The organism is Rhodococcus sp. UYP9 (genome assembly GCF_040547235.1).
Classification (GTDB): Bacteria; Actinomycetota; Actinomycetes; order Mycobacteriales; family Mycobacteriaceae; genus Rhodococcoides.
Genome location: NZ_JBEPPH010000004.1, coordinates 118,165 through 134,580, shown reverse-complemented (window position 1 = coordinate 134,580; position 16,416 = coordinate 118,165). Strand labels below are relative to the sequence as shown.

Genomic DNA, 16,416 nt, shown 5'->3' with positions numbered 1-16,416 from the left:
AGGGTCAAACCGCGGCGGCTTGCCACGAATTCCGCCGACGCCTGAACCAGCATGCCGGACCCGCGGCGTGATGGGATGGTGGGACTACTCATTCCTACTCGAGAAGGTGTCAATTCTGTGGTTGCTCCCAACCTGACTCGCGACCAAGCGGCCGAACGCTCCACTGTGGTCGGCAGTTCGGCGTATTCGATTGTGCTGGACCTGACCGACGGGTCGGGCAATCCCAGCGAGAAGACGTTTCTGTCGACCACGACCATTACCTTCACCGCCACCGCGGGCGCCTCGACCTTCGTCGACATCGTGGCAGGCCGAATAAAGTCGGCGACGCTCAATGGATCGGCCCTCGATGTCTCCGGCTACGACGAGGAGACCGGAATTGCGCTGACGAATCTCGCCGAAAAGAATGTACTGGTCGTCGAGGCCGATTGTGTCTATTCGCACACCGGCGAAGGATTGCACCGGTTCGTCGACCCTTCCGACGGGTCGATCTACCTGTATTCGCAATTCGAGACAGCGGACGCCAAACGGATGTTCGCGTGCTTCGATCAGCCGGACCTGAAAGCCACCTTCGATCTCGAAGTCACTGCTCCCGAGAGTTGGAAGATCATCTCCAACGCTCCCCATGCGTCGGAACCTTCTGCGGGCAAGCACTCGTTCGAGACGACGCCGCTACTGAGCACGTATCTCGTCGCCCTGATCGCCGGGCCGTACGCCGAGTGGACCGACACCTACAGCGATGAGCACGGCACCATTCCACTGGGTCTCTACTGCCGTGCCTCGCTTGCCGAGCACCTGGACGTCGAGCGACTGTTCACCGAAACCAAGCAGGGTTTCGGCTTCTATCACGCGAACTTCGGCACTCCGTATGCGTTCGGCAAGTACGACCAGCTGTTCGTTCCGGAATTCAATGCCGGCGCGATGGAGAACGCAGGGGCCGTGACGTTCCTCGAGGACTACGTCTTTCGTTCCAAGGTCACCCGCTACTCCTACGAGCGTCGCTCGGAGACGATCCTGCACGAGATGGCCCACATGTGGTTCGGCGACCTCGTGACCATGACGTGGTGGGATGACCTCTGGCTCAACGAATCATTCGCGACCTTCGCATCGGTGTTGTGCCAGACCGAGGCGACCGAGTACACGAATGCATGGACGACGTTCGCCAACGTCGAGAAGGCGTGGGCGTACCGCCAGGACCAGTTGCCGTCCACACACCCGATCGCGGCGGATATCCCCGACCTCGCCGCGGTCGAGGTCAATTTCGACGGCATCACCTACGCCAAGGGCGCAAGCGTCCTCAAGCAGCTGGTTGCCTACGTGGGCAAGGAGGAATTTCTCGCCGGTCTCCGCAGCTACTTCGTCGACCACGCATTCGCAAACGCCACCTTCGCCGACCTTCTGGCTGCGCTCGAGAAGTCCTCGGGCCGCGACTTGTCGGACTGGGGCAACCAGTGGCTGCGTACCACCGGGTTGAACACGCTGAGCCCCGACTTCGACGTCGATGCCGACGGCAAGTTCACTCGATTCGCAGTCGTGCAGAGCGGTGCCGCTCCCGGTGCCGGTGAGCGCCGAATCCACCGCATCGCGGTAGGGATCTACGACGATGTCGACGGAAAGCTGGTCCGAACCGACCGCGTCGAGCTCGACTTGGATGCGGCCGAACGCACCGATGTCCCGAGCCTGATCGGCGTGTCACGGGGCAAGATCGTGCTCGTCAACGACGACGACCTCACGTACTGCTCGGTCCGTCTCGATTCCGAGTCCTTGGCGACACTGATCGCGCGCATCGGCGATATCTCCGAACCACTCCCCCGGACCTTGGCCTGGTCGGCGGCGTGGGAGATGACACGCTCAGCCGAACTGAAGGCCCGCGACTTCTTCGCACTCGTCCAGCGCGGCATTTCCGCCGAGACCGAGGTCGGCGTCGTGCAGCGGTTGTTGTTGCAAGCTCAGACCGCGATCAACAGCTACGCGGACCCAGTGTGGGCGAAAGAACATGGTCAGCCGGAATTCGCCGACTTGGTACTCGAGCTCGCCCGCGCCGCTGACGCCGGTTCCGATCACCAGCTGGCGTTCGTCAACTCACTGACGGGTTCTTCGCTGTCCGAGCGCCACGTCGTTCTCGTGCAGGCACTTCTCGACGGCGATGTGAGCGGGCAAGGCCTCGACGGGCTCGAGATCGACACCGACCTCCGCTGGCGCTTGATTTCTGCTCTGGCCGGCGCTGGCGCTATCGACAACGCCGGTCTCGAATCCCCGGTCATTGATGCCGAGGCGGCACGTGACAACACCGCAGCGGGCGCCCGCTCGGCCGCTGCAGCGCGCGCTGTTCGGCCCGACAGTGCAGTCAAAGAACAGGCCTGGGCAACAGTTGTCGACGACGACACGGTCCCGAACATCACCGCGCGCTCGATCATCGGCGGTTTCGCCGGACCCGATCAGTCGGAATTGCTCGCACCGTACGTGGACCGCTACTTCGGAGCGATCAGTGATGTGTGGGCACGTCGGTCGAGCGAGGTTGCCCAGACTGTGGTCATCGGGCTGTACCCGTCGTGGTCCATCAGTGCCGAATCTGTCGCGGCAGCGGATCGATTCTTGGGCGGGGACCTGCCACCTGCCCTCCACCGGTTGGTGATCGAGGGACGCGCAGGAATCGTGCGTTCACTCGCCGCGCGGGAGTTCGACGCCCGGTAACGAAGACCTGACAACGAACACATGTGCCGTTCGATCGACTGATTCGATCGAACGGCACATGTGTTTCGAGGCGGAAAACCAGGCTAGCCTGCTCAGTATTACGGGCTGACGATGGCTGCACTCATGACGCGCACCGAGCTGACGAGACCGTCGATAAGATTGCCTTCACGGAAGGGGCCGACCGCTGCAGTGATTCCGAGCTGTGCGACTCGATCGGTGGCCCGATCCGATACGCGACGACCGGTACGTATCTCGATAGCCTTGCGGATGGGATCGACTGCGATGAGCAGTGACCGAACTGCATCGGGGGTACGTGGGAAGACTGCGTCCGCGCCTGCGGCCGCATCCTCGCCCAAGTCTCCGATATAGATGTTGAATCGGATCTGGGTTGCGCGAGTGGCCTCGGTCAGCGCGTCGTCGATTGCGACGAGGTCCTGAGTTGCGAAGGGAAGCTGGTTCGGGTTCGGGTCACCGAAATGGTGGACCGCAGAAATGCGGCCGCTGGACGTCCGTGCCGAACCGTAGGGCAGGTTGTCGACACTGCCATCCGTGACAGCGACATCCGTACGAGTCAATTCACCACTTGCCACTTGCCGAACCTCCGATCGAGTCAGCTGTAGCGGCGGCGTGCGAGCCGTGACCGCCGTGTGGCGTCACCTCGTCCGTTGCGCTCCACAGCACTGAGCCATTTACCCACGTGTCGGACAGGCGGTAGGGCGTGATGTCCAAGCCGGGCTGCCTTTTCGCCAGGAAAGACAACGCGCCGACGATTCCGACAATCGCGATCGGAATCACCCCGAATATCAGCAGAGTCTCCAGAATGCTCACAGGACAAGACGGTAGTCGACTTTTCCCTGCAGGTCGACGCCGGGTTCCTTCGGTGTCGAGTGTCAGGCCGCGCCCTCGCCCAAGTAGGCAAGCCACGCTGGGTCGAGTTCCTTGTTACCTGCCAACAACCGCCAATGCGGCCCCTTGGGCGGAACGAGTTGCGCTCGGAGTGTCCACCCCAGCTCACCGAGCATTTTGTCGGCCTTGCGGTGGTTGCACGGCGCGCAGCACGCGACGCAATTCTCCCAGGAGTGTTCTCCCCCGCGGCTGCGAGGAATCACGTGGTCGACGGTTTCGGCCTTGGATCCGCAGTACGCGCATCGGAAGCGATCACGATGCATCAATGCGGCACGCGTCATCGGCACGCGGGCTCGATACGGAACTCGGACGTATGTCCGTAGGCGGATGACGGAGGGCACCTGCACCGAAAAATCGGCAGATCTGATGAACGGTCCAGTTGGATCGTCATGGATGACGTCTGCTTTGTCACAGACGAGAAGAACCACGGCTCGACGCATCGGCAGCGCGGTAAGCGGCTCGAATGTGGCATTGAGAAGGAGAACTCGGCGCTTGACCCAGGCGGGAAGGCTGTCCTCGCCTACATCTCTTTCTTCGGATGAAACCAACTGCAATTCGGGCGCCCCGGATGCCCGTTCCCGCTGGTCTGCAGGGTGGTGGTCATCGCTGGGCTGGAGTTGTCGGTGACGATGTTGCTTCTTCTTCATGTGTGTTCTCCAGGGAGAGTCAGCGCCCGCGCATGGCTTGCGTGGAACACGAAAGACAGTGGAACACGAATAGAGCGGCATGCACACCCCTTTTGTCCACGAACAACGTGGCCTCGAGGTGAATTTCGAGGGGATTCGTTGCCTGTTCGCTGCACGGTGGCGAGATCTCACAACGTCCGTAGACTCTTCGGGTGTCTGTAATCAATTCTCTTCCACGCCCCGACATCGCAGCGTCCGCGATCGACTTGCGAGCAGTCGAATTGACCGAGACAAGCCGTGATTGGCTGATGCACAGGCCCCTGCAGGTCCTCGGATATCTGGTGCTTGCCATCGTGCTTCGGATCGTGCTGCACAAGCTGATCGATCGGTTCACTCACCGCACCGCCAGCGAATCGGGCAGGGGCCCGTTGGTGCTACGCCCGCTGCGAGAGAGGGCTCCGACCACGCTCAAGAGTTCGATTCTGGCCGAGCGCCGTAGGCAACGAGCCAAGACGATCGGTTCGGTTCTCAAGTCCGGTGTGTCCGTCGTCATTCTGGCGTGGTTCGTTCTGTCGGCGCTCGACGTTATCGGTATCAACGTCACACCGTTCATAGCCTCGGCAGGAATCGTCGGGGTCGCCCTCGGCTTCGGCGCGCAAAACCTGGTCCGAGACTTTCTGTCGGGAATATTCATGCTCCTCGAAGATCAGTACGGTGTCGGTGACATCGTCGATCTCGGTGAAGCGACCGGAACCGTCGAGAGTGTCGGACTGCGTGTGACCACCGTCCGCGATATCAACGGCACCGTCTGGTACTGCCGAAACGGTGAGGTTCTGCGGGTGGGAAACATGAGTCAAGGTTTCGCGGTCGCCGTCCTCGACCTCCCCGTCGCGCACACTGCGAACCTGGACGAGGCGTGCGCAGTCGCCGAAAGGGCGACGCTGGCCGTCGTTGCATCCGGTGATTTCGAGGACGACTTACTCGGTGCACCCGAAATGCTCGGGGTGAACGCGGTAAGCGCGGACACGGTGACCATTCGAATCACCGTCAAAACTCGTCCCGGTCGTCAGTGGGCGGTTCAGCGGCGGGTGCATCGAGAAATCCTGCAGGCATTCGACGACGCGGGCGTGAAAGCCCCGTACCCGCAAGGGCGGCAGGGCGGCATGCAGTCCGACATGACCGTATAGAGATACTGGTGACCTAGACCCGCACACCGTATGAGTAGAGAAAGAGCAACCATGACCGAACCGCAGCAGACGTTCTACGACGCTGTCGGCGGCGCGGCGACATTCGAAACACTCGTCGCCGTGTTCTATGACGAGGTGTCGCGCGACGAGATCGTCCGGCCGCTGTACCCGGAAGAGGATCTCGGCCCGGCGGAGCGCCGAATGCGTATGTTCCTCGAGCAGTACTGGGGCGGCCCTCGCACCTATTCGGACGAGCGTGGCCATCCGCGGCTACGCATGCGGCACGCGGGGTTCGAGATCGGTCCGATCGAGCGCGATGCTTGGTTGCGGTGCATGCACATTGCCATTGCTTCGATCGACTCCAGCGTTCTCGATGACCCGCACCGAACACAGTTGGTGGACTACATGGAGATGGCAGCGAACTCCATGGTCAACTCGGCACTCTGAGCCGGTTACAGGCCTCGTGGGATCGGAGCGCTTTCTCCGCGTCCGAGCCCCGAGACCTTGCGCAATGCCCCGCGCAGGTTGCGTGCCAACCCGAGTGCGCGGGCGACCGAAGCAGGCAGACTACTGCGCAGAATCGCGTGCTTTCGGACGTAGTCCGATACGTGCCACTCCGACCACGTACCCGCACGGAACAGTGCCGCGTCCCCGGCAGCGAGCGTCCGTGGTGGAGAACCTTCCGCAGAGACCGTGACCGATCCGTCCATGATGTGCACGATCTCATCGACGTGAAAGTACCAATTGAATCGGCCGGCAGTGCAATCCCAGACATTGAAGGTGGTAGTCCCATCGAGTGTGCGGGTCCACTCCGCGGACCGCGCGACGGGCTCGCCGTGAAGGATCCAGTCCGGGTTGATCGGGCTGGCGTTCAACTGAACTTCACTCAAACGCACGGCCTCGATAGCCAGTTCGGTCATTACGGGGAGCTCTCCTTTATTGCGGCTGGGTGGAAAGATACCGCACATTTCGGACAACAGGACTGTTTGAGCACGAAAACCGGGCTTCCGGTCTGCGATATCGTGCCAATCGCACTCCCTGGGTCGAGACGAATGGGTTTCGTTTGGCACACTTGCCAGTTGTGAACGATCCGACGCTCCACGCGCCCGAAGAAACTTGGTGGAAGGACGCGATCTTCTACCAGATCTACCCACGATCGTTCGCCGACTCCAACGGTGATGGAGTGGGTGATCTCGGTGGCATCAGGGAAAAACTCGGGTACCTGGAACTGTTGGGTGTCGACGCGTTGTGGCTCAGCCCGGTCATGCGTTCCCCGATGGCCGACCACGGTTACGACGTCTCCGATCCACGAGATATCGATCCCCTGTTCGGCGACTTGGCCCTCATGGACGCGCTCATCGAAGAAGCACACGTTCGCGATATCAAGGTCACGATGGATTTGGTGCCGAATCACACCAGCGATCAGCATCCCTGGTTCATTGCAGCCCTCGAGTCCACGCCGGGAAGCCCTGAGCGTGCTCGCTACATCTTTCGCGACGGTAAAGGGGACGGCTCCGAGCCGCCGAACAACTGGCCCAGCATCTTCGGCGGTTCGGCGTGGACTCGCGTCACCGATTCGGACGGGCGTCCGGAGCAGTGGTATCTCCACATCTTCGCGCCCGAGCAACCGGACCTGAACTGGACGAATCCTGAAGTGGCCGAAGATCTGGCGAAGACGCTGCGGTTCTGGCTCGATAGAGGTGTCGACGGTTTCCGCATCGATGTCGCGCACGGTATGGCCAAGCCTGCCGAATTGCACGACATGAACCTCGAGTTGAACACCCTGATGAAGAACGACGACGACGATCCTCGATTCAACAACGAGGGTGTCCACGAGATTCACCGCGGCATCCGCAAAGTGATGGACGAATACCCGAACAAGGTCACTATCGGGGAGATCTGGGTCCAGGACAACGAAAGGTTCGGCGACTACCTCCGACCGGACGAACTGCATCTCGGATTCAACTTCCGCTTGGCCGAGGCCGATTTCGATGCCGCAACAATTCGCGATGCCGTCACCAACTCGCTCGCCGCGGTCGCCCGAGTCGACGGAACACCTACGTGGACGCTGTCCAACCACGACATCGAGCGCGAAGTGACCCGATACGGCGGCGGAATCCGAGGGACAGGGCGAGCCCGGGCGATGCTGCTCCTGGAGTTGGCACTCCCCGGAACGGTGTTCGTCTACAACGGATCCGAACTCGGATTACCGAACGCCGTCCTACCGGAAGATGTTCTTCAAGATCCCGTCTGGGAACGCTCCGGGCATGCAGAACGGGGCCGCGACGGTTGCCGCGTGCCGTTGCCCTGGGAGTCCCCGGCGCCCCCGTTCGGTTTCAGCACCTCCTCGGATACGTGGCTGCCCATTCCACCCGATTGGGCGCCGTTGACCGTCGAGGAACAGTTGGAAGACGTCGATTCGATGCTCAACTTCTACCGGACAGCATTCGAGCTTCGTGAGCTGCGACCCGAATTCTCTGGAAGCGGAGTCGATTGGTACGGGAGCCCTCCCGGCTGCCTCGCGTTCCGCCGGCAAGGAGGACTCATCTGCGCCCTCAATGCGACCGATGCCGCCATTCCACTTCCACCCGGTGAGCTGCTGATGTCGAGCGCGCCGCTCGTCGACGGCCAGCTCCCCGCCGATGCCGCTGCGTGGCTCGTCTGACGGCGCTGGTAATGGGCTGATCCGTCAGAAGTCAGCGTTCGACGCTGAGCGACAACGGATTCCCGCGTCTACAGAAGACCGATCCGTAGCGTGCATCGAGACGCAACCACACCTTGGTGGTCCGCACGCGCACGAGCTCGTCGACGTCGATACTGGTGAGGTCGACGTCGACGGTCAACGGTTCCACACCCGCATGGGGAACGAAACCCATTGCGGTAAGAGCGAACACCGTACGCATAGCGATCGACACATCACCGCCCGGGCCGTCGACGTGCAGTACTTCCTGGTCCAGGAGCGATACCGGTGGACCGTGACTGCTCCCGTGCTCCTTGGCCAGGGCTGCACCCCGCTGAGCAAGGTCGATCAGGACGCGTGCCGGAACGTCGTCCACATGCTGAAAACCGCTGTCCGGGGGCAGTGCACCGCGCCAGGCCGAGTCCATCGAGAAGCCAGGATCCACTACCCCGTCGGATGCCGATTCCAGGGCAGCAACGAGTTGATCGGCAGCGGCCGAGGTGTCGTCGGGCACGATCGTTCCCGTGATGACCCTCACCGCGAGTGCATCGAATCCGGTTGCAGCCCATACTGATACACGGCCGCCGGCACGGGTTCTCATACGAACGACAGCAGCCTCGTCGAGCCGAACCGCCTTCTCCAGGAAGGCTACGAGGTTCTTGCGTTCGACGGGATCAGGAATAGTGAGGACACGCTCAAACACGTTGCCAGCTCTCCAGATACGTCCGCTCTTCGGCTGTGAATCTCCGCAGCCCCTGAGTATCCATGTCGAATGCCGCTATTTGCGTCGACGCAACGATCGCGGCGGGTGTGTCGAGAGACTTGCCCTTCGCCCGAACCTCGTAACCTGCAACGAAATCCACCGCTCGGACCTTGTCCACCCACATGAACACGTCCAGCGGGCCGTCCTCGTGACGTAGTTGACCCCGGTATCGAACATGCAAGTCCGCAATGACAGCACCGTGACGCAGGTTTGCCGTAGGTTTACCGTCGACCAGCAGCCACGGAATACGTGCCTCCTCGAGGAGCGTCACCATGCGGGCATGGTTGATGTGTTGGTAGGCATCCATATCCGACCAACGAACCTCGACGCTGGTGTGGAACCCGATTCGTTGCTTGGGTTCCAGCTCGTTCGACAGATGATTCTTGGGCACAGTCAAGTCGGTTTCTCTCTCTTGTATCGGTGTCTGGTTTCAGGGACGATCGGTAACGCTCAGGGAACCATGCTGCGAACCTGACGGGCTGCCACCGACAGTGAGGCAAGATCCAGCGTGCCCGAGTCCGCGATCTCGGCAAGCGCTGTTCGTGTCCGGGTCAGCCTGGATGAATTCATCGCCTCCCATTCTGCGATCTTCTCGGCAGCGCTCTCGTGCGGCTCTCCACCCAGTACGACCTCTTTGGTGATCGCTCGCAGTGAGGAGTAGAAATCGTCGCGTAAGGCCAACCGGGCCAACGAATGCCAGCGATCGCCACGTGGCAGTTTCGACACCGACGTCAGCAGCCAATCGATGCCGATGTGCGCATCCAACGCGTAGTACAACTCCGCGACTTCGGAAAGGTCGTGTTCGGTGATGTCGGCGACATCGATGATGTCGAGCAAACAGAACACGTCCAGCAGTTGATAGACCGAATTCGCCAATTCCTTCGGTGTGCCCCGTTCGACCGAATCCGCCACTCGATCGTTCAGATCCCGCACCTGGTGCCCGTCGATCCAACCAGCTACCCGGCTCCTCAGGGAACGGACCTTGGAGGCATACCTGCTGATCTCGGCACCGACGGCAAGTGGCTGGGGCCGGTTGATGAGCAGCCACCTGGCAACGCGGTCCAGCACGCGTCTGGATTCGAGCAGCAGTTCATCGGACGATGCAGTCGACATGTCGGCCGAACGAATCTCCTGCCAGAGCTCCTCGAGGTCGAAGATCTCCGTCGCGGCGGCGAATGCGCGCACCGCATCGGTACCGTTCGCCCCGGTGTCCTCGGCAAGTCGATAGACGAAACTGATCCCTCCCCGGTCGACGGTCTCGTTGGTCAACGTCGTCGCCACCAGTTGGCGCCGCAGCGGATGAGAGGTAATCGCGTTGGAGTACTTCTCACGTAACGGCTCCGGAAAATACTTGGGCAGCCTCGGCGCGAACACGTCACTGTCCGGCAATTCACTGGCAAGCAGATCGCTCTCCAGGACCAGCTTGACGTGGGCCATCAACGTTGCGAGCTCGGGCGAGGTCAGACCTCGCCCGTCCTGCGCACGCTTTCGAATGTCGATATCCGACGGCAGTACCTCGAGTTCGCGATCCAATCCGCTGCGCACCTCGAGGTCCTCGATGACACGTCGGTGCACCGTGAGCAGCGCAGGCGCATCCGAGCGGGAGGTTCCGAGAAGCTCGTTCTGCATGATGTTGTCCCACAGCACCAGCCTGCTCACCTCCTCGGTCATGGACGCCAGCAGGTCGTCGCGGTCGGCGGGGTCGAGGGTGCAGTCGGCGATAGCCGAATCGAGAAGAATCTTGATGTTGACCTCATGATCGGAACAATCGACGCCTGCCGAGTTGTCCACCGCGTCGGTGTTGATCCGGCCACCGGCGATGTCGTACTCGATGCGTCCGAGCGAGGTTGCCCCGAGATTGCCGCCCTCACCGACGATGGTGGCCCTGATCGCGCTACCGTCCACCCGGATTGCGTCGTTGGACTTGTCACCGACATCGGAGTTCGACTCGGTGGATGCCTTGATGTAGGTGCCGATTCCACCGTTCCACAGCAGGTCTGCGGGAGCTTTCAGGATTGCGCGGATCAGGTCCGGTGGCGCCAATTCGGTTGTCGACTCGTCGAGGCCGAGAGCCACGCGGGCCGCAGGACTGACCGGCACCGACTTGACCGTACGTTCCCACACGCCACCGCCGTCGCTGATCAGTGCCGAATCGTAATCGGCCCAGGACGATCGAGGAAGGTCGAACAGTCGGGCACGTTCAGCGAATGCGGCCGCGCGATCCGGGTTCGGGTCGAGAAAGATGTGTCGATGATCGAACGCGGCGAGCAGGCCGATGTGTTTGCTGAGCAGCATGCCGTTTCCGAACACGTCACCGCTCATGTCTCCGATGCCGACGACCGTGAAATCCTCTGTCTGCGTATCGATGCCGATTTCTCGGAAATGACGTTTGACGCTTTCCCATGCGCCCCGTGCGGTGATGCCCATCGCCTTGTGGTCGTAGCCTGCCGACCCGCCCGACGCGAACGCGTCCCCGAGCCAGAAGTCGTACTCACCGGCAACCGCATTCGCAAGATCGGAGAACGAGGCGGTCCCCTTGTCCGCTGCCACCACGAGGTACGTGTCGTCACCGTCGCGACGTACGACGCGGTCCGGCGGAAGAACTGCGCCCGTCGCCCGATCGAGATTGTCGGTCACATCGAGTAGACCGGCGATGAACAGCCGATAGCACGCCCGCCCCTCCTCGGTCGTCGCTGTCCGGTCCGTGGCCGCATCTCCAGTCGCTACCGGCGGGCGCTTGACGACGAAGCCACCTTTGGCGCCGACCGGCACGATGACAGCGTTCTTCACCATCTGTGCCTTGGCCAGTCCAAGCACTTCGGTGCGATAATCTTCACGTCGATCGGACCAGCGAAGCCCCCCACGGGCCACCGCGCCGAATCGCAGATGTACACCCTCGACTCTCGGGGAGTACACGAAGATTTCGAACCTCGGCTTCGGTTTCGGCAGCTCGGCAATGAAGCGAGGATCGAACTTGAGGGACAGAAATTGGCGTGGTGCGCCGACGGAATCGACTACGTAGAAATTGGTTCGCACTGTCGCACGGATCAATTCGAAGATTCCACGGAGGATCCGGTCGGCGTCGAGACTCACCACCTGATCGATGAGTACCCGCAATTCTTTGTCGAGTTCGGTTGACTGTTCCTCTGCAGCACCTTCGGGGTCGAATTGAGACTCGAACAATGTCACGAGCAAGAGCGCGGTCCGCGGATGAGAGAGTAGAACACCCTCGATATTGAACTGACTGTAAGGAAAGTTGGCCTGCCGCAGGTACTTTGCATACGCACGCAGGATGTACGCCTGCCGCCAGTTCAGTCCAGCGCGCATGACGAGTTCGTTGAATCGGTCTGCCTCGGCCTGTCCGTTCCACACCGCAGTGAATGCGTCTGTGAATCTCAGCTGCACCCGGCTTTCTTCATCGAGCGCTCCTGCGCTCGGAAGGTCGGAGTCCAAATCACTGTCGATCGCTGCACGCAGCATCTCTCGCGAGGCAGAGACTCCGAAATCGTATATCCAGCATTGCAGTTCATCCGGACGACCGATCGGGTACGGACGCTCGTCGTCGACCTCGACTCCGAGACTCTGCAGGATCGGCAAGACCTGACTCAACGAGACACCACGCCCACCGATATACAAACTGAACCGCCAGCTTCCGACTGCGGAATCGGAGTTGCGATAGAGCTGCATGTCGATCGATCCGTCAGTAAGAGATTCGAGCCGCGCGATATCGAACACGGCACGTTCGGGCCCGAAATCCTGCTTGTAGGCCTCTGGGAACGAATCGGTGTACCGACTAGCCGAGATAGCGTCGACACTGGTGTCGTCCAGGATCGCCTGCGCAAGCCCGTCCTCCCACGTCTTGATCGTCTCGGTGAGAAGTGACTCGATACGAGCAACATTGTCTCGAGAGAGATCAGTGCCGACCTGGTTCCGATCCTCGCGCCGAATAGTGACGTGCAACAGGGCCATATCGGACTCGGTGACTCGCGCGGTGTAGTCGATGCCCGAGCCCACGAGTTCGCGCAACAGGCAATCTTGAACGGCCAGGCGAACTCTCGTCGTGTAGCGATCACGCGGAAGGTAGACCAACGCCGAAACGAAAGCGCAGTTGGAGTCCTCACGTAGAAATACCTTGACCTTGCGGCGACGTCCGATAGCGAGCACCGCAGTCGCATTCTCGAACAGCGCTTCCGTGCCGGAGGCGAACAGCTCCGATCGCGGCATCGATTGCAACACTTCGAGCATCGCTTGGCCGGAGTACGAGTCGAGATCGTAACCGGCCCGGTCGATGATCGAACGCACGCGGCGCTCGATGACGGGAATGTCGAGCACGCTCTCGTGCAACGCCGTCACGGTGAAGACACCCATGAAGCGATGCTCGCCGAGCTCTGGAGCCGAACGATCCATCACCGTGACGAAGTACGGGTACACGGCGCGATGCACCGTCGCCGGGCTCGAACCCTGTGTGAGAGTCAGAAGGTCGGTACGTTCACTGATATCGGGCGACTCCCGATCCAGCGCATGATCCTGACGCAACACCCCAAGTCCACTCCCGGAGACGGACCGGGTCAGCAGCGATCCGTCCGGAGCTGGTTGCACGTCGTACCGGCGATAGCCGAGCAGAGTGTAGTGACCTTCGGCCAACCATCCGAGCAGATTCGCTGCGTCTCGAAGCTCGGTTGAGCGTTCGTCGTCACGCCCTTCGGCCGAGTCGGCGAGGGTACGGGCCACCGAAGCTTGAAGCCCACGCATCGCTTCGGTGTCGGCGATGACCACACGGACGTCGTCGAGAACGACGGCGATCTCGTCCTCCAGCACGTCGAGAAGAGCGCCGGGCGTCGAGTGATGCAGCGCAATGTGCATCCAGGACTCCCGCTGGGCCCCGCCGACACTGTCATTGGCTGGTCCCACACGGATCAGATTTCCATCGTTGTCTCTGACGACACCCACTATGGGGTGGACCATGTCGGTGACGTCGACATCGAGTCGAGACAGTCGCGACATAACTGATTCGACCAGCAGAGGCATGTCGTCGGTCACGATCTGCAACGAAGGCCCAATTGCTCGGCCCGTAGCGTCCCCGCCGACGCGGTGCAGGCGAATCTTCGCGTCCCCGGGAGTTCTGCACGCCGCCAACTGCAGATGCATACGGACGATCGCGTCCTCGGCCTCGGCAGCGGGGCCGGTGCGCTCATCGGTGTCGACGTGCGCGAAATAAACTGCCTTCACTTCGGACAAGGTAGTCACCAACTCTGCGGGCAGTCCGCTCGACCAGTCGATGTCCGTTGTTCCCGCCGCGTCAGGCATGTGTTGAACCACTCCCTTGTGAGGATCGCCGGCGCGGCCGTACAGCCGCCCCGCAACACGAGCCTATCGGGGAACAAGTCGAGGCGGTGCCCTTGTGGGCTAATCGGATTCGGAGTGACCTACTCGGATTCGAACCGATCTTCGGGCGCGTCGAGGTAGTCGCTGAATACGGCCCGCTCCCGATCCGTTATCGGACGCGGAGCCTGTTCCTTCAGGTCGAACATGACCATGACAGCTTCCGCATCGGCACACAGGGCGCCCTCGACGTCACGAACGAGATGCCGAATGGCGAAAGAGGTTCGGCCGATGCGGGAGATCGACACCTCGATCTGCAACGGCCCAGAGTCGTCGAAGATCGGGCGCAGGAAGTCGACCGTAAGTTTCCTCACGACCGACCCTCCCCGCGCCCCTTCCGCAGCCTGCATGCACTCGGTGAGGAAGTGCGCGCGGGCTTCTTGCAGATATTCGACGAATCGCGTGTTGTTGACGTGCCCGAGTCGATCCGAGTCGCTCCAGCGAACCTGGAGGCTGTACCCGAACTTCTTCCCGGACAAGCGTCAGTCCCTTGTCAGTTTGCGGTGCGTGACGCGGTGCGGACGCGCGGCGTCGGCGCCGAGTCGCTCGATCTTGTTGGCCTCGTAGCCTTCGAAGTTGCCTTCGTACCAGTACCAAGCAGCTTCGTTGTCGCCGAAGCCGCCTTCCCAGGCCAGGATGTGCGTGCAGGTCCGGTCCAGGAACCAGCGATCGTGCGAGATCACTACGGCGCAACCGGGGAACTCTTCGAGAGCGTTCTCCAGCGAACCGAGCGTCTCGACGTCGAGGTCGTTGGTCGGCTCATCGAGCAGGATCAAGTTGCCGCCCTGCTTGAGCGTCATTGCCAGGTTCAGCCGGTTGCGCTCACCACCGGAGAGAACTCCGGCCGCCTTCTGCTGATCGTGACCCTTGAATCCGAACGAGCTGATGTAGGCGCGCGAAGGGAATTCGGTCTGGCCGACCACGATGAAGTCGAGTCCGTCGGACACGGTCTCCCAGACCGTCTTCTTCGGGTCGATGCCGCTGCGGTTCTGGTCGACGTAGCTCAGCTTGACCGTCTGACCGATCTTCACCTCACCGCCGTCCGGCTCTTCGAGACCGACGATGGTCTTGAACAGCGTCGTCTTACCGACACCGTTGGGGCCGATGACGCCGACGATTCCGTTACGCGGAAGCGTGAACGAGAGGTCCTTGATCAGCACGCGACCGTCGAAGCCCTTGTCGAGGTTCTTGACCTCGACCACGACGTCGCCCAGCCGCGGAGGGGCCGGAATCTGGATCTCGTCGAAGTCGAGCTTACGAGTCTTCTCAGCCTCGATGGCCATCTCTTCGTAGCGATCCAGACGAGCTTTGCTCTTCGCCTGACGAGCCTTGGCGCCGGAGCGGACCCAGGCCAGTTCGTCCTTGAGTCGCTTTTGTAGCTTCTGGTCCTTCTTGCCGGAAACCTCGAGGCGAGCGGCCTTCTGCTCCAGGTACGTGGAGTAGTTGCCCTCGTACGGGTAGAGGCGGCCGCGGTCGACCTCACAGATCCACTGCGCCACATGATCGAGGAAGTAACGATCGTGAGTGACGGCGAGGATAGCGCCGGGATATGCAGCGAGATGCTGCTCCAGCCACAGAACCGACTCGGCGTCGAGGTGGTTGGTAGGTTCGTCGAGGAGGAGCAGATCGGGCTTGCTGAGCAGTAGCTTGCATAGCGCAACGCGACGCTTCTCACCACCGGAAAGGTTGGTGACGGGCGACTCGGGCGGCGGGCAACGGAGAGCATCCATCGCCTGCTCGAGCTGAGAGTCGATTTCCCAGGCGTCAGCGTGGTCGAGCTTTTCCTGCAGCTCGCCCATCTCCTCCATGAGTTCGTCGGAGTAGTCGGTCGCCATGAGCTCGGCGATCTCGTTGTAGCGCTTGAGCTGCACCATCGTCTCGCCGAGGCCATCCTCGACGTTTTCACGGACAGTCTTGGTGTCGTCGAGAACCGGCTCCTGCATGAGGATGCCGACCGAAGCCCCGGGAGCTAGGAACGCCTCACCGTTGCCGGGCTGGTCGATCCCGGCCATGATCTTGAGAATGCTGGACTTGCCGGCACCGTTGGGGCCGACGACGCCGATCTTCGCTCCTGGGTAGAAGCTCATCGTTACGTCGTCGAGGATGACCTTGTCGCCGTGCGCCTTGCGCACCTTCTTCATGGTGTAAATGAATTCCGCCATGTGCGCAAGCCTATCGGTG

Annotated in this window: 13 protein-coding genes; 4 read left to right on the top strand and 9 right to left on the bottom strand. The window is 61.5% G+C overall.

Going from position 1 to position 16,416, the window contains the following annotated elements; all coding sequences use genetic code 11:
• Positions 1-117 precede the first annotated feature (117 nt).
• Positions 118-2,691: an aminopeptidase N gene (pepN, locus tag ABIB36_RS13385; RefSeq protein WP_143541974.1), complete on the top strand. Its 2,574-nt coding sequence runs from the start codon at positions 118-120 to the stop codon at positions 2,689-2,691.
• Positions 2,692-2,789: 98 nt separating this feature from the next.
• Here the strand turns inward: pepN and ABIB36_RS13380 are convergent, their stop codons facing one another.
• The 3 genes from ABIB36_RS13380 to ABIB36_RS13370 all read right to left on the bottom strand — a co-directional run bounded on the left by ABIB36_RS13380 (position 2,790) and on the right by ABIB36_RS13370 (position 4,244).
• The gene (locus ABIB36_RS13380; protein WP_084344640.1) at positions 2,790-3,281 is read right to left on the bottom strand and encodes a DUF5130 family protein; all 492 of its coding nucleotides are present in this window, start codon (positions 3,279-3,281) and stop codon (positions 2,790-2,792) included.
• Entirely contained in the window at positions 3,268-3,519 is a 252-nt protein-coding gene (gene ctaJ, locus ABIB36_RS13375) for an aa3-type cytochrome oxidase subunit CtaJ (RefSeq protein WP_084344638.1), read from the bottom strand. The genes ABIB36_RS13380 and ctaJ overlap by 14 nt, the downstream gene beginning before the upstream one ends.
• Before the next feature lie 62 nt (positions 3,520-3,581).
• On the bottom strand, positions 3,582-4,244 hold the full coding sequence (locus ABIB36_RS13370; protein WP_354561764.1) for an HNH endonuclease: 663 nt from the start codon (positions 4,242-4,244) through the stop codon (positions 3,582-3,584).
• Positions 4,245-4,531: 287 nt separating this feature from the next.
• Here ABIB36_RS13370 and ABIB36_RS13365 point away from each other — a divergent pair, with 287 nt between their 5' ends.
• Together ABIB36_RS13365 and ABIB36_RS13360 are read left to right on the top strand one after the other, a co-directional pair.
• Positions 4,532-5,410 (top strand): mechanosensitive ion channel family protein, encoded by an 879-nt coding sequence (locus tag ABIB36_RS13365; RefSeq protein WP_084344828.1) that lies wholly within the window; start codon positions 4,532-4,534, stop codon positions 5,408-5,410.
• 51 nt (positions 5,411-5,461) lie between these two features.
• Positions 5,462-5,857: a globin gene (locus ABIB36_RS13360; protein ID WP_084344636.1), complete on the top strand. Its 396-nt coding sequence runs from the start codon at positions 5,462-5,464 to the stop codon at positions 5,855-5,857.
• 5 nt (positions 5,858-5,862) lie between these two features.
• Here the strand turns inward: ABIB36_RS13360 and ABIB36_RS13355 are convergent, their stop codons facing one another.
• Complete coding sequence (locus ABIB36_RS13355) at positions 5,863-6,330, bottom strand: cupin domain-containing protein (RefSeq protein ID WP_354561761.1); 468 nt, start codon at positions 6,328-6,330, stop codon at positions 5,863-5,865.
• Between the two features lie 161 nt (positions 6,331-6,491).
• On the opposite strand from ABIB36_RS13355, the gene ABIB36_RS13350 reads away from it, so the two are divergent.
• The gene (locus tag ABIB36_RS13350; RefSeq protein ID WP_354561759.1) at positions 6,492-8,075 is read left to right on the top strand and encodes a glycoside hydrolase family 13 protein; all 1,584 of its coding nucleotides are present in this window, start codon (positions 6,492-6,494) and stop codon (positions 8,073-8,075) included.
• Between the two features lie 31 nt (positions 8,076-8,106).
• Here ABIB36_RS13350 and ABIB36_RS13345 read toward each other — a convergent pair whose 3' ends face one another.
• The 5 genes from ABIB36_RS13345 to ettA all read right to left on the bottom strand — a co-directional run bounded on the left by ABIB36_RS13345 (position 8,107) and on the right by ettA (position 16,397).
• Positions 8,107-8,793, bottom strand: a complete 687-nt coding sequence (locus tag ABIB36_RS13345; protein ID WP_084344630.1) for a DUF8010 domain-containing protein — start codon at positions 8,791-8,793, stop codon at positions 8,107-8,109.
• Entirely contained in the window at positions 8,786-9,250 is a 465-nt protein-coding gene (locus tag ABIB36_RS13340; protein WP_084344628.1) for an acyl-CoA thioesterase, read from the bottom strand. The genes ABIB36_RS13345 and ABIB36_RS13340 overlap by 8 nt, the downstream gene beginning before the upstream one ends.
• Positions 9,251-9,303: 53 nt before the next feature.
• Positions 9,304-14,160 carry an NAD-glutamate dehydrogenase gene (locus ABIB36_RS13335; protein ID WP_354561755.1) on the bottom strand — a complete coding sequence of 1,619 codons (4,857 nt, stop codon included), beginning with the start codon at positions 14,158-14,160 and terminating at the stop codon, positions 9,304-9,306.
• 119 nt (positions 14,161-14,279) lie between these two features.
• Positions 14,280-14,714 (bottom strand): acyl-CoA thioesterase, encoded by a 435-nt coding sequence (locus ABIB36_RS13330; protein WP_354561753.1) that lies wholly within the window; start codon positions 14,712-14,714, stop codon positions 14,280-14,282.
• A 3-nt stretch (positions 14,715-14,717) separates the two neighbouring features.
• On the bottom strand, positions 14,718-16,397 hold the full coding sequence (gene ettA / locus ABIB36_RS13325) for an energy-dependent translational throttle protein EttA (RefSeq protein ID WP_084344622.1): 1,680 nt from the start codon (positions 16,395-16,397) through the stop codon (positions 14,718-14,720).
• Positions 16,398-16,416 lie beyond the last annotated feature (19 nt).